Genomic DNA, 12623 nt, shown 5'->3' on the forward strand with positions numbered 1-12623 from the left:
CAGACCCAGAGGTGCGCAAGGAGGCCCGGCTCGCAGCAGCCGAGATCACCACCGTCGAGTCGGAGGGTCTCACCCACAACTCTTGACTATTGCTCGACCTTGCTTGATGACCTACCGATCGATCATCAGGGAAGGTACGTCCTCCCCTGCCGATCCACAGGTACCGAGCCTTGATCTGGCGGATGAGCCCAAACGGATCATGCAGGCTGACCCGCGCCAGGGTGGCGTCGACGCAACCGCCACGCCCAGCTACACCTCGTCAGGCCGGTCTACGTGACAGGTCACAAGTCACCGCCTTCTGAGGAGTGGATGACTGCGGTGCGCGCGGGCGGCCTCTGACACGTGGTGACGGACTACCGGTAGTCCCACTCCTCGCGCGGCAGCGAATCCCAGAGGTCCAGCCAGCCGTGGAGCAGGAAGAGCGGGCGGGTGAGATTGACGTCTCCGGCCCGCTGGGACCGGATCGCCACACCGAGGTCGAGGAAGACCGGATCACCTGCTGGGCTGTACCTCAGACGGCCATACGCCGTGCGATGGACGAGCCAGTCCTCCACCCGCGACGGAGCGCAACCGGTGAGCGGAGCACCGTCCAGCCTGACTTGGGGACCGGTGAGTGCGTTCACGGCCAGGCATGCGAGGAGGCCGTTCTCGAAGAGGGCTCGGACGCCGGTTGTGGTGAAGTCGGCGAAGTTGATCTTCTCGGTCCCGTCGTCCTGGGAGTACCAGGACGAGCTGGCCGGTGTCTCGTCGAGGGCGGTGGCGATCTCGACGAGAGTCATCCCGAAGTGCAGCGGGCCGACTCCGATGTACGGCGTGAACGTCCACTCGGCGCGTTCTTCGTCTCGGGCGATTCGCCATGGGCCTCGGTAGCCGGGCCAATGTCCCTGCGCGGTAGTCGGCTGCTCGTGTCCTGGCTCGTCCGGGCTCGCGGTGACGGGTGCTGTCCAGTCCTGGTGCCAGCGGCTCAGCGGCTCCGCCGCGGCGGTGTCCTCCGCCTGGGCGGCCAACCACTGAATCGCCTCTATCCGGCCTTCGTCGAACGGGTTCGCTGCCAGGGCGGAAGCCTCGCTCCTGGCTACCCGGCCGTCTTCCTCCGCAGTGAGGAGAACCGCCACGTCTTGGCCCCAGGCCCTCAACCGGTCTCTGGCGATCCAGCGGTAGTACGAGTTCGCGCTCTCGGCCAGGACGCTGCGCACGGCGGGAACGTGGTGGGCGACGGACGGGGCGAGGGCCGGGTCTGCCAGCAGCAAGGCGACCGCCGCGACAGCCGCCTCCTTGACCTGCGGATCATCGCCCTGGCAGAACCCGGCGACGCGGGTGTGGAGCGCGGGACGTACCGCTCGGGCCGCGGCGAGGTCTTGCGCTGCGCCGACGCCTTCTTCAGCAGGTCGGCGGGCGACGTCGGCGAACGTGGCCAGCCAGTTCAGCAGTTCCGCGCGCAGCGGCCGTCTCCCAGGGCGTCGGTCCCATGATGCTCGATCCATGCGTATCGACTTCGACGGCGTCGCTCCGGTGTCGCGGATGCTGAGCCTCAGTGAGTTCCAGCTCCACTCCGACTTCCATGTCGAGATGGAGAGGCCGGTGTTCGTCGCGGCGGGCGATCGCGTTTCGTACGAGGGCGGCGCCGTCGTGGTGACCCGCTCGACCGGTGAGCGCCACATGTACCAGAGGGCGACAGCTATTGGACCTGCCGCTGACGGCCTGGCGGTCAAGCTCACCCGTCATCGGTCAAGATCGCTTGTCAGAGGACATCAACAGCGGGGAGGAGAGGTCCTTGCCGCGTTCCTGTAGCCCATGCGTCCATAACCGGGTTATGACGAGCCCTCCGGAAGGGCGTCCCTGTAACAACTTTCACGCCTATAACCGGGTTATGGATTAACCCTCCCATCGACGCCACACAGGCGTGCCGCAGATGTCAGAGCACGCTGGAACACTGCGGCCGTGACCGACGTGACAAGCCCTGACCGCCCCCGCACCGCAGTTGTCCTACCAGCCATCGCGGTTGCCGAGATCACCGCTACCGCCTGGGCAGGGTTGCCTCATTTCCGCACCGGCCAGCACAACCTGCCCGACACCCCCGACATCCTCCTCGGGCTCCTCGACGGCGACCGCCTCCGCAGGATCCGCGCTGTCGAAGATTTGTACCAACTGCTCCTCAACCAGGACCGCATCTTCCCCGCGACCGCTCCGGCGGCTGCCGCGGCCGGCCTGTTTCGCTGTGGTCGAATGCGGACACGACAAGGGCCGCAGGAGTCTGTTCCGCCGGCGGCGGTCAGTGCGAGTGTGGCAGTTCGGGTCGGTGCAGGCCCCGGCCAAGGCGGGCGTACGGTCCTCGGCCTGGGAGTCCAGCCACTTCGCGCGCATCGCCTGCAGCCGGTCGATGTCCGAGGCCAGTTCCGGCACCGGCTCGCGCAGCTGCCCGGCCCACTGGCCGGTCAGCGGGCGACCGTTGACGTACAGGTTGCCGCCCGCGCCCACCGACACCGCCAGCCCCGTCTCGCGCAGAGCCCGGCGGGTCTACGCCACCCGGATCACGGCCGCCGAACAGCTATCGATCACCTCACCGTGATCAATCTCAGCGCCAACCACGGTTCGGCTGATACCAAGGCCGTCGTCTCGGTCAGCCATGGAAGGAGACTTCGAGTTCGAATTTTCCTCCGAGGCCGTCGATACGGCTCCGGAAGAGGGCCCGGGTCATGTTGTCGTCGAAGAGCGTGACCTTCCAGACGTCCTCCTCCGAGGGGTGCGGAATCTCGACGAGGTGCTTGTAGTTGAGGAAGCCGTCGGGATTTCCGTGTTCGTCGAATCTCCTGGTCCCCAACTCGACCGACAGCGTCTGGATCGGCAACGTCACGTTGATGTTGACGATTTCTCCCTGGCCGATGTGCCCTTCCCAGACCTCCTCCCCATCCACACGGAGGATGATCGATCGCTGACCGTGGCCCTCCATGGCTGGCGCGAACACGCTCTCGAACTTGATCTTCGTCATCACGCGCTCCACGTTCCGCTCGACGCCGCCCCCTCCGTTCACGTTCCCCCCGGTCATCCCTCCCGGCAACTCGCGATCCGCCTGCGACGCATCGCCCGCTTGCCTGGCCGCCGGGCCTGGCTGGCACCGGGGGCAGGGCGCGGTGGTGGGCAGCGTCAATGCCTGGTCAGACCGCGGTGCCGGCAGCCTCACCTCGGAGGGCGGCAGTGAGGATGGCCCCGTGGTCGAACGCCAGCGGCGGCAGCTCGTCGTGCTGCCACCAGCGGGCGGTGCGGGCGTCGTCTCCGGCGGTGATCGGGGTGTCGGCGGGGACGACGGCGAGGTAGGCGACGGTGATGTACCGGCCGCGCGGGTCCCGGTCCGGCTCGTCCCAGGCGCCGAGCTGGACCAGGGCGGCGGCGTCCACGCGCACGCCGGTCTCCTCCTCCAGTTCGCGGGCGGCTGCCTGGCGGCTGGTCTCGCCGGGGTCGACGTGGCCGCCGGGCAGTGCCCAGGCGCCCTCGAAGGGCGGCCAGTCCCGCTCGATCAGCAGAACGCGGCCGTCGGGCGTCATGGCGACGATGTCGGCGGTGTAGCGGATGGATTCGAAGGTCTCGGTCATCGTGGTCATCTCGGTCTCCTGGTCAGGTGGGTGGTCGGCAGGTCGGGGCGTGGTGGGTGGCGGGTGGGGTGTGTCACTGTGGAGCGCTTGGTGCGGCAGAGCCGGTCAACGCGGTGGGAGTGGTTGTGAGCGAGGAGTCGGAACGGATTCGGCACGGTGTGGGCCACTACGCCGTCGAGGTGGCGCTGGCGCTGGCCGAGGACGGCGTCCCGGCGGCGGTGCATGCCGTCCACGGCTCCGGGGATCAGGGGCCCTCCGCCGTCGTGTTGGTGAACCTCACGGTCGGTCGGCGGGTGGTGCCGGACGGCCTGTGCGGGCTGGGGTGGGACTGTGTGTCCGGCTGGTTCTTCTTCACCGGTGACCCGTCGCGGCCGCGCGAGGCGTTGACGGCCGGGGTCCGGTGGCTGAGCGACGGCCAGGTGCCGCCCCCGGCCAGGCTGAGGTCGTTCCTGTCGGCCGTGCTGCTGGACCCGTCGAGTGCCGGCAGCGCCGAGCGCCCCTACTACGCCGTCCCCGGCGGCGGGCCCGGCCTGGCCGACCGTCTCGCCCCCTATGTCTCCCACACCGTCAGCGAGCCGTGGCAGCAGCGGTTCGCCAATCGGCAGCAGGGGGTTCTTCACGCGCGGGTGCTGGAGTATCTGCGGGACGACACCGACGAGGTGGTGATGCTTCCGCTGCGCTCTGGTGAGCTGCGGGCGGTGGTGGAGTTGCTGGAACTGCACGACCTGACCGGCCAGTACCTGTATCCGATGGGACGCCTGGCCGGGCATCTCGCCCGGGACATCCAGGCCCGCGTCGCGGACGGCTTGTCGCTGGAGCCGGCCGCGGGGGTGGTGTACGCGCAGGTGCTACGGGAGGAGAACGACGCGATGGCCGCGCAGATCGAAGCAGAGCGGTTGGCGATGCGGCGGGACTTCGGGCCGGACGTTCCGGCTGACCTGCCGCCGATCGACTTCTCCTGACGCGAGCCTCCTTCGCAGCGGGGCCTGCCACGATCGTGGCGGGCCCCGCTGTTGTGCGTTTCCGGGTGATCAGGTGGCCAGGCGCCACACGATCACGATGATGACCAACAGGCCGATGAGGACGGCCTTCGGGTTGAGGCTCCAGGAGTCCTCGAGGAGCTTGATCGCGGCCCAGATCGCGTCGATCTCCTGCTGCAGGCCGGTGTGGGCGGGGGTGCCGGGCATGAGGGTGTTCTGGACGGCTCCCTTCTCGGCCAGGCTCTGGCGGAGCTTGGCGAGGCGCTCGTCACGGGATACGGCCCAGGGCATCGGGCGGGGTCCTTCCGGTCGGTGAGTACGGGCGGCGGTGCGGGGCTGTGCGGGTCAGGTGAGGGTGCGGGCGTCGGCCAGGCCCTCGATCCGGGACGCTTGGGCGTGGATGCGCTGGGCGAGGACGGTCAGGCGGGCGGTGTCCTCGGTGGACCAGCGGCGGGCGAGGTCGGCGGCGAGCCGGTCGGCGTCCGCGCGCAGCTGGAGCAGGTCGGCGGCCAGGGCGGCGATGCGCTGGGTGATGACGGCGGCCAGCGGGTCGGCGGGTGCCGGGTAGGGGCCGGGGTGGGTCACGGTGTGCTGGCTCCTCGGCGAAGTGGGTTGGAGTGGGCCTGGTTCAGAAGAAGGCGAGCTGCTGGCGGGTCCCGGCAGGGACGGACGGGAGGTCGGGCAGGCCGGGGGAGTCGGCGGGCGCGGGGTCTTTCTCGCCGGCGATGTGCCAGTCGGCGAGGGACTGGGCGTCGGCTGCGGTGCGGCACCACGCGTCGTCGCTCAGCTCCCGGCGGGTGATGATCCGGCCGCAGCAGTTCACCCACCACCAGCCGGGACGGGTCTCGCCTCGGGCCTGTTGGATCAGCGGCTTGGCGTGGTGGCAGGCGCAGCGGCAGAGCTGGCGGCAGGGCGGTCCGGCGAGCCACACCCATGCGAGGTCGTTGATGCCGGAGTGCTCCTGGCTGGGGTGGGTGTGGGGTTCGGGGTGGCGGGCCGGGCGCAGGGCGGCGGTCTGGATGACGGTCTCGTGGATCGGTCGGCCGTCGTGGCGGCACTTGCTGTGGCGGCCGGCCTGGCACTCGACGGACGGCGGCCGGTGGCAGGCGCAGTCGTGGGTGGTGCCGGGGATGTGCTGGTGGGCGCGCAGCCAGATCGGCGGCCAGACGTTCTCCCTTACCCAGGCGGCGGCCTGCGGGGGCATGGCGTCGGGTTCGCGGGCGCCGGTGTCGTGGTCGTCGCGGGTGCGTTCGAGGGCGAGGCGGGTGCGGCCGGCGTCGGTGAGGCGGGGGCCGTCGGGGTGGTCGGCGATCAGCCCGCCCCAGATGAGTGCGACGACGTTGTTGGGGACGCCGTGGATGCGGTAGCGGTCGTGGTCGTAGCCGAGGAGGCCGCGGTCGGCGAGGTCCAGCCACCTCGCGTTGACGGGCCGTTCGGCGGGCCAGGGGTGGTGCACGGCGGGTGCCTTTCGTGGTGGGTGCGGCCCCAGCCGGTCCGGCCGCGGGGGGTACGGCCGGACCGGCTGGGGCGGGGGAGGGCGGTGGGTCAGCCGGAGAGGCGGACCGGCATGACGAGGTGCTGGTAGGTGGCGTCGGTGCCGTCGCCGAGGCGGCCGGCCAGGTACGCGGGCTTGTGCGGGTGGCGCACGTGGAGGTCGGCCTCGCTCGTTCCGAGCGCCTTGAGGGCGTCGGTGAGGAACTGCGGGTTGAAGGCGAGGACCAGGCCGTCGGCGGCGCCGTCGGTGTCGGTGCCGGTGGTGTGGGCGGGGATGCGGTCGCTGGCCTGGGCGTCGTCGCCGGAGCCGGCCTCGACGCGCAGCTGCTCGCCGCCGGGCTCGACGATCAGGCGCACGGGGGTGTTGCGGGTGGCGACGAGAGCGACGCGCTGGAGGGCGGCGACGGCCTCGGAGACCGGCAAGCGCAGCGTGATCGGCCAGTCGCCTTCGAAGAAGCCGCCCATCTTCGGGAACTCGTAGCCGTCGAGCAGGCGGGTCATGTAGGTCCGCCCGCCCGGGATGGACAGGCCCAGCAGGCCCTCCGACCAGTGCAGCGTGAGGGTGTGCTCGCCCTCCAGCGCCTTCGCGGCTTCGGCGAGGCTCTTGGCGGGTACCAGCGCCGCGGCCTGGTCGTCGCTGTCCTTCTTCTTGCCGCGCTTGGCCGGGGCGGGAACGGTGCCGGTCGGGCGAACCGTCAGCTCCTTGTGGGCCATGCGGTAGCGGTCGGTGGCGTCCAGGTGGAGCAGCTCGCCGTCCAGGCGCACCTTGATGCCGGTCAGCGCGGGCAGGGCGGTGTCGGTGGAAGCGGCGACGGCGACCTGGGCGACGGCCTCGGCGAGGACGTCGGCCTGCACGGTGGCGACCGGATCCGGCAGGGCGACGGTGGCCGGGTACTCCTCGACGGGGAGCACCGGGAGGGTGAAGCGGGCCGCGCCGCAGCCGACGACCAGGCGGGCGCCGCCGTCGACGAGCTCCAGGTCCACGTCGGCCGACTTCGGGAGGCGGGAGCAGATGTCGTTCAGGAGCCGGCCGGGGACCAGCGCGGTGCCGTCGTCGGCGATCTCGGCGGAGACGGTGGCGGACGTGTAGACCTCGCCGTCAGCGGCCGACAGGCGAAGGCCTCCGTCGCCGGTGGCCAGGAGCATGCCGAGCATGACCGGGACCGGCGCGCGGGACGGGAGCGCCTTGGCGGTGTAGGAGACGGCGTCGGCGAGGGCGGGGACGGGCAGGCGCAGCTTCACGGTTCGGGTGCCTTTCGAGCGGGCTGGTCTGGTGTCGGATCGGTTGGTGGGGGCGGGGCCGGTCAGTCCTCGTCGTCGTCCTCGTCGGCGGGGCCGGAGGCCTCGCAGTTGGAGTAGCCGGTGTCCAGCAGGAGGCAGTCGCCGTAGTCGGCGGCGCGGTCCAGGACGAGCTCGGCGGTGCCGGCCCAGCCGTCGACGACGGCCATCACGGGGGCGTGGTCGGGCAGGTCGGCCAGGACGGCGGCGAGGTCGCCGACCGTCAGCGCTCCGGCCAGGGCCGTGCGGCGGGGGCCGGAGCGCTGCGGGCCCGGCGCTTCACCGGTGCCGTTCGCGTTGGCGGGAGCGGGCAGGTGGAGGTCGAGGGCCAGGGCGTTCGGGTCGGGGTCGGGCGCGGTGGTGTGCAGGACCAGGGCGCCGTCCCAGGTGGTGGAGCGCACGAGCCAGGCGGCTCGGCGGTTCCACTGCGGGACGCCGGAGACGACCAGCAGGTGCTCGGGCATGTCGGTGAGGCGGGTGGCGAGGTCGCCGACGGTCAGACGGGCCGCGCTGTAGGGGGTGCCGGTGATCCGCCAGGGCGCCTGGCGGTCGACCGGGGGGCGTTTCGCAGCGGCGGCCTTGATGGCCTCGGTGATAGCGGTGACCTCGGCGGCGCCGATCTCCTCAGGGCTGGCCGGGTCGGCGGTGACGGTGACGGTGGTGTGCACGACGTCCTCCAGGCGGATCGCGGTGTCGGCCGGGCGGCCGGCCCCGTCCCCGGACACGCAGCGCCCGCCCGGCCGAGGTGGCGGGGCGGGCGGTACGCGGGCCGGGGGCGAGGCCGGGGGCCCGGACGGTCAGAGGGCGTGGTGCAGGGCGGGGGTCATGGGGGCGGCGGGGCAGGTGGTGGTGCCGTCCGGGGTGCGCCAGGTCCGCTCGGGGTCGTCCTCGGTGGCGGCCCAGGCGAGGGGCTGGTCGCAGTGGCGGCAGCGGAAGCCGCCAGCGGTCGGGCCGGGCACCTTGATGGCGGCCAGGTTCTTCAGGGGGCTCAGCCGCGGCAGCGGCGGCGCCGGCAGGCGAACTGGACTCTCGGTTGGGGTGGTGTCCGGCCGGGGGTGGGCGGCGGCGAGCTGAATGAGGGCCTCCTCGACGGCGGGGCTCAGGAGCATGCGGGTGCGGCGCTCGGTCTTCCACCAGCGGGCCGCGTACGCAGACGGGGCGAGGAACAGCCAGGTGCTGGCGGTGACGGCGGCGGCCGCGGTGCGTTGGTTGTCGGGGGCGGCCTGCCAGGCGGCGGCGCAGGCGGCCGCGCCGAGCAGGGCCCAGCCGGTGCGGGCGGCGGTGGAGCCGCGCCGGGCCGCGACGAACAGCACCACAGCGAGAAGGAGGGCGGCGGCGCCGAGCTGGCCGGGGGTGGCCGGGAGGCCGTCGGCGTGGTGGCGCAGCCAGGTGGCGACGCCGCCGAGCGGGACCTGGAGGACGTCGCGGATGCCGTCGGCGGCGTTGCTGTGCCACAGGTAGGCGGCGGCGTGCAGGCAGCCGCGGACCAGGCTGGCGATCGCGGCGGCGGCCAGGCGGACGACGGCGACGAGCAGGGTGATAGCCAGCGACGCCACCAGCACGGCGGTCAGGGTGGTAGCGGTGATCTGTCCGGCGCGTTGGGCGGGGCTGGTGCGGGTGCGCCAGGTGGTGGCGGCCCGCTCGCGCAGGGGCGCGGTGGCTTCCCAGGCGCTGGTGGTGGTGTCGAGCAGACGCAGGGCAGCGTCGGTGACGCGGGTGGCGAGCACGGGGCGGGTCTCCGATCGGGTCGGCGGCGGGGTCGGCAGGTCTGCAGGTGCGGTTCGGGCGCCGCGGCGCCTTCTGGGGCCGGCGGGCCGCGCCCCGGCCCTCGGCCGTAGGTGGCCGGGGCGGGGTGGGGTCCGCCGGCCCTCGGAGGGGCCGGGAGCGGTCAATCGCTGAAATCGGCGAGGCGGGAGCGGACGGCGTGGGGCAGGACGGTGGCGATGCCGTCGGCGATGCGCTCGCGCAGCAGGTCGGCGCTGTGCCGGTCGGGGGTGCCGTGGACGGTGATGTCGCCGGAGAGGAGCTGGTCCCGCAGGCCGAGCGGCCACACGTCCAGGCGCAGGTGGTTGGCGGCGACGGCGGTCTCGATGGCGAGGGCGCGGCCGGTGACGACCAGTTCCTGGAGCTGCTCGCCCACCTGGGGCTGGCGCAGGAGGTGGTCCGCCTCGTCGATGAGGAGAAGGACGCGCGGCTGGTCCTCGCTCGGGGTGTGGGCGGCCCGGTCCTGCTGCTGGCAGGCGGTGGCGCGCTGGTGGGCGAGGTCGAGGAGCTGGTCGAGCATCTGCTCGGCGCCGTCGAAGTCGGCGTACCGGTCGGCGATGGTGGTCAGGCTGGCGTGGTGGGCGGGCTCGATGACCCAGGTGGTCGCGGTGGGGTCGGCGGCGGCCCGAGCGGCGAGCTGCTGGAGGGTGTGGGTCTTGCCGGAGCCGGTGGTGCCGACGAGCAGGTGGGTGTGTGCCATGGCGGGGTGCCTCCTTGGGGGCATGGGTGAGTGGCCCTCGGCCGGGCGGCCAGGGCCTGTGTGGTGTGCGGGCGCGACCGCCTGCCCGGCCGTGGTGGCCGGGCGGGCGGAGAACGGGTGCCCGGGCTACGCCCCGGCGGTCTCGGTGTCGCCGACGGTCAGGGGCAGGCCGTACTCGCCGGACGCCTGCGGGTTGCGGACGACCTCGCCGCTCTTGGTGAGCTCGGTCAGCTTGTTGGCGACCGTCTTGCCGGCGACCTCGGTCATCGCCGTGATCTGGTCGATGTGCAGGTAGCCGATGTCCAGGCCGGCCGGGTCGCGGAAGTCCTCCAGGACGGCGAGGATCTTCTCCTTCGCGGTCGGCTCCTTGACGAGGACGGGCGCGGGGCCGGGCGTCCAGGGCATACCGCCGCCGGTGCCGTCTTCGGCGTCGGGGCCCACCGGGGTGGCGGCGATCTGGTCGCGGTCGTCCCAGCGTGGAAAGTCCGCCGGGTAGGCGACGGCGTCCTCGTCCCAGAGGCCGGCGGCGGACTCCAGGATCCAGGCCCGCATCATCTCCGCCCGCTCGTCCGGGCCGACGACGTACCCGACACCGAACGTGCGCGACGGGTCGTCCTCGGGGACGGTCGGGTCGTAGATGAGGCTGTCGGTGCCGGTGCGCCAGTAGGCGGGAATCCGGGACGGGTCGATGCCGTCGAAGCTGTCCGGCAGGTCGACGCGGTGCTTCTGCGCCCCGTCGGAGCGCAGCAGGACCAGGGCGCCGCCGTAGAAGATGTTGTCCCGGATCGAGGTGTCGGAGCCCATCTGGTCGAGGTTGAGGATCTGGCCGCACAGCACCATCGCCATGCCGAGGGAGCGGCCCTGCGCGGCGAGGGCGGAGACGATGAACGCCGCCTCCTTCATGTACTCGGACTTCTCGCCGAGGAGCTGGGCGAACTCGTCCAGGACCACCGCGATGTACGGCATCTCGTCGGTCGCGGTGAAGTTCTTCATCCGCAGCTGCTGCGACTGCCGGACGCGGTGCAGCAGGATCGCGTACGCCAGGCGCAGGGCGCCCATCGCGCCGTCCTTGCCGGTGCCGGCGAACGCGGCCATGTCCTCGACGTCGGGGTTGCTGCTGCCCTTGGGGTCGGCGTAGATGATCGCGATCCCGTTGACGTGGTAGCTCAGGCACAGCAGCTGCAGGACGCCGCCCTTGCCGGAGCCGGTGACGCCGGCGACCAGGGCGTGGCGGGCGCCGCCCTTGGGGTCGAACAGCTGCAGCCGGGCCGGGCGGCCGCTGATGCCGAGGCCGAGCTGCACGAACCCGTTCGGGTTCGAGAGCAGCGCCTCCGGGTCGGGCAGCGGCTGGCCGGTCTCCAGCGGGGACTGGTCCATCAGCCGCAGGATCGCCCGGCGAGGGTCCTGGGTCGCCTCCACGGACACCAGCAGGGTGGTGCGGCGCAGGGCCCCGGCGATGCGGACCATGTCCGGCATGGTGATCGCGTCGGTGTCCTCGTCCGCGACGATCCACGCCGCCACCCCGCCGGTGGCCGGGTCCTGCACCGGGCCTTCGAGGTGGGTGCCGGGCATGCATCCGGACCTGTTGCCGACGCGCTGGAGCCACAGCGTCTCCAGCGGCCCGTACTGCGCCTGCTCGGTGACCGGCTGGGCGGTGTGGACCAGGACGTGGCGGGCGGACTCGTGGGGGCCCTGCGTGATGCGGATCCACGCCGGGGGCAGCCGGTACACCCCGGAGACGGTCTCCGCGGTGACGGTGACCGGTCGGCCGGGCGCGGCCTCGATCACGCCCTCCCACGCCTCGGGGCCGTGCGCGGTCAGGTGAAGCTCCTGGCCCGGGTGGGTGCCCCGCTCGCTGGAGATGTGCGCGTACCAGCGCTCCAGCACCTGGCGCTGCGCCGGGGTGAGCGAGTCCTGCACTCCCGGCTGCGGGGCCGGGGCCTGGGTGGCGGCGCGGCGCCGGCGGTGGTTGCCGAGCACCTTGCGCAGCACGAACGCGGTGTAGCCGGATGCGCCCCACCAGGCGAGGGAGATCAGGCCGGGGAGCGAGGGCAGGGTCATCCACCCGGCGAGCAGGGCGTCCGCGCCGGGCAGGCCCTGGAGGGTGACGGTCGCCGCGGCGGTGGCGGTGGCCACCGCCGAGACGAACATCGGCCGACGGTGCGCGGCCAGGATGTCCCCGCCCGGCACTGCCGCCAGGGTCCGCTCGGAGATGAGGCCGGCGAAGTTCGCGCCCGCGATCGCGGCCGGGGCCGCCAGCAGGCACGAGACGGTGCTGGCGGCCTGGCTCTGAAGGAACGGGAGGATCGCGGCGGTCAGTGCCGGGGCGGCCGTCTCCACGACGGCCACCGCCCGCTCGACCGTCGGGCTGCGCACCGCCTGGTCGGCGGGGGTGGTGTCGGTGCTCATCGGTGTGCTCCTTACTCCTGGGTGTACCAGGTGCGGTCGGCCATGGGGACCGGGGTGTTGTCGACGGCCTGCTGGATGCCTTCGTGGGACAAGATCGCTTCGTCCTCGGCGGCGTGGGCGCTCTGGGAGGCGGTGTCGGCGCGGTTGGCGTAGCCGGTCGCGCTCTGGCTCAAGCCCTGCATGGTCTTGGCGAGTTCGCGGGTCTCCGCGACGGTCGCGGCGTCGACGTTCAGCGACGCGATGTTGTCCGCGGTGCGGCCGACGTTCTTGGCTCCCTCGGCCAGACGCGAGGCGAGCAGCTTGTGGTGCTCGGCGCCGCGGATGACGTCCTTGGCGAGCTTGGCGACCTCCCGCTTCAGCTCGCGGTAGGCGAGGTTCACCGCCTTGCTGTTCTTGTTCGATGCCATC

At 72.4% G+C, this 12623-nt stretch carries 15 protein-coding genes; 2 read left to right on the plus strand and 13 right to left on the minus strand.

Features of this window, described 5'->3' with window-relative positions:
* Positions 1-353 precede the first annotated feature (353 nt).
* Entirely contained in the window at positions 354-1484 is a 1131-nt protein-coding gene (locus tag ACFY0X_RS33075; protein ID WP_387760143.1) for a hypothetical protein, read from the minus strand.
* Here ACFY0X_RS33075 and ACFY0X_RS33080 point away from each other — a divergent pair.
* The gene (locus tag ACFY0X_RS33080) at positions 1483-1791 is read left to right on the plus strand and encodes a hypothetical protein (RefSeq protein ID WP_387760145.1); all 309 of its coding nucleotides are present in this window, start codon (positions 1483-1485) and stop codon (positions 1789-1791) included. The genes ACFY0X_RS33075 and ACFY0X_RS33080 overlap by 2 nt on opposite strands.
* 195 nt (positions 1792-1986) lie before the next feature.
* Here the strand turns inward: ACFY0X_RS33080 and ACFY0X_RS33085 are convergent, their stop codons facing one another.
* From ACFY0X_RS33085 to ACFY0X_RS33095, 3 genes are all read right to left on the minus strand, one after another.
* Positions 1987-2484, minus strand: coding sequence for a hypothetical protein (locus ACFY0X_RS33085; RefSeq protein WP_387760146.1), 498 nt, complete (start codon positions 2482-2484; stop codon positions 1987-1989).
* Positions 2485-2620: 136 nt separating this feature from the next.
* Positions 2621-2989 carry a hypothetical protein gene (locus tag ACFY0X_RS33090; protein WP_041822432.1) on the minus strand — a complete coding sequence of 123 codons (369 nt, stop codon included), beginning with the start codon at positions 2987-2989 and terminating at the stop codon, positions 2621-2623.
* A 166-nt stretch (positions 2990-3155) separates the two neighbouring features.
* Positions 3156-3590 carry an NUDIX domain-containing protein gene (locus ACFY0X_RS33095; RefSeq protein ID WP_387760229.1) on the minus strand — a complete coding sequence of 145 codons (435 nt, stop codon included), beginning with the start codon at positions 3588-3590 and terminating at the stop codon, positions 3156-3158.
* Positions 3591-3715: 125 nt separating this feature from the next.
* On the opposite strand from ACFY0X_RS33095, the gene ACFY0X_RS33100 reads away from it, so the two are divergent.
* A complete protein-coding gene (locus tag ACFY0X_RS33100) occupies positions 3716-4552 on the plus strand; it encodes a hypothetical protein (protein WP_387760147.1) in 837 nt (278 codons plus the stop codon).
* 69 nt (positions 4553-4621) lie between these two features.
* Here the strand turns inward: ACFY0X_RS33100 and ACFY0X_RS33105 are convergent, their stop codons facing one another.
* The 9 genes from ACFY0X_RS33105 to ACFY0X_RS33145 all read right to left on the minus strand — a co-directional run bounded on the left by ACFY0X_RS33105 (position 4622) and on the right by ACFY0X_RS33145 (position 12622).
* Positions 4622-4861 carry a hypothetical protein gene (locus ACFY0X_RS33105; protein WP_387760148.1) on the minus strand — a complete coding sequence of 80 codons (240 nt, stop codon included), beginning with the start codon at positions 4859-4861 and terminating at the stop codon, positions 4622-4624.
* A 54-nt stretch (positions 4862-4915) separates the two neighbouring features.
* Positions 4916-5155 carry a hypothetical protein gene (locus ACFY0X_RS33110; protein WP_387760149.1) on the minus strand — a complete coding sequence of 80 codons (240 nt, stop codon included), beginning with the start codon at positions 5153-5155 and terminating at the stop codon, positions 4916-4918.
* A gap of 43 nt (positions 5156-5198) precedes the next feature.
* Complete coding sequence (locus ACFY0X_RS33115) at positions 5199-6026, minus strand: hypothetical protein (protein WP_387760151.1); 828 nt, start codon at positions 6024-6026, stop codon at positions 5199-5201.
* Positions 6027-6115: 89 nt separating this feature from the next.
* On the minus strand, positions 6116-7306 hold the full coding sequence (gene dnaN / locus ACFY0X_RS33120) for a DNA polymerase III subunit beta (protein ID WP_387760153.1): 1191 nt from the start codon (positions 7304-7306) through the stop codon (positions 6116-6118).
* Positions 7307-7368: 62 nt separating this feature from the next.
* Positions 7369-8067 (minus strand): hypothetical protein, encoded by a 699-nt coding sequence (locus tag ACFY0X_RS33125; RefSeq protein ID WP_387760155.1) that lies wholly within the window; start codon positions 8065-8067, stop codon positions 7369-7371.
* 72 nt (positions 8068-8139) lie between these two features.
* Entirely contained in the window at positions 8140-9069 is a 930-nt protein-coding gene (locus ACFY0X_RS33130) for a hypothetical protein (protein WP_387760156.1), read from the minus strand.
* Positions 9070-9230: 161 nt separating this feature from the next.
* Entirely contained in the window at positions 9231-9806 is a 576-nt protein-coding gene (locus ACFY0X_RS33135) for an ATP-binding protein (RefSeq protein WP_387760158.1), read from the minus strand.
* 126 nt (positions 9807-9932) lie between these two features.
* A complete protein-coding gene (locus ACFY0X_RS33140; protein ID WP_387760160.1) occupies positions 9933-12215 on the minus strand; it encodes a hypothetical protein in 2283 nt (760 codons plus the stop codon).
* Between the two features lie 11 nt (positions 12216-12226).
* Positions 12227-12622, minus strand: a complete 396-nt coding sequence (locus tag ACFY0X_RS33145) for a hypothetical protein (RefSeq protein WP_387760161.1) — start codon at positions 12620-12622, stop codon at positions 12227-12229.
* Between the last annotated feature and the right edge of the window lies 1 nt (position 12623).

This window comes from Kitasatospora sp. NPDC001547 (assembly GCF_042894165.1).
In the GTDB taxonomy this organism is placed as follows: domain Bacteria; phylum Actinomycetota; class Actinomycetes; order Streptomycetales; family Streptomycetaceae; genus Kitasatospora.

Excerpts from the sequence above, each read along its gene's own strand:
- ACFY0X_RS33080 (WP_387760145.1), top strand. The coding sequence starts at position 1,483 with ATGCGTATCGACTTCGACGGCGTCGCTCCGGTGTCGCGGATGCTGAGC.
- ACFY0X_RS33075 (WP_387760143.1), bottom strand. The coding sequence starts at position 1,484 with ATGGATCGAGCATCATGGGACCGACGCCCTGGGAGACGGCCGCTGCGC.
- ACFY0X_RS33090 (WP_041822432.1), bottom strand. The coding sequence starts at position 2,989 with ATGACGAAGATCAAGTTCGAGAGCGTGTTCGCGCCAGCCATGGAGGGC.
- ACFY0X_RS33095 (WP_387760229.1), bottom strand. The coding sequence starts at position 3,590 with ATGACCGAGACCTTCGAATCCATCCGCTACACCGCCGACATCGTCGCC.
- ACFY0X_RS33105 (WP_387760148.1), bottom strand. The coding sequence starts at position 4,861 with ATGCCCTGGGCCGTATCCCGTGACGAGCGCCTCGCCAAGCTCCGCCAG.
- ACFY0X_RS33135 (WP_387760158.1), bottom strand. The coding sequence starts at position 9,806 with ATGGCACACACCCACCTGCTCGTCGGCACCACCGGCTCCGGCAAGACC.
- ACFY0X_RS33140 (WP_387760160.1), bottom strand. The coding sequence starts at position 12,215 with ATGAGCACCGACACCACCCCCGCCGACCAGGCGGTGCGCAGCCCGACG.
- ACFY0X_RS33145 (WP_387760161.1), bottom strand. The coding sequence starts at position 12,622 with ATGGCATCGAACAAGAACAGCAAGGCGGTGAACCTCGCCTACCGCGAG.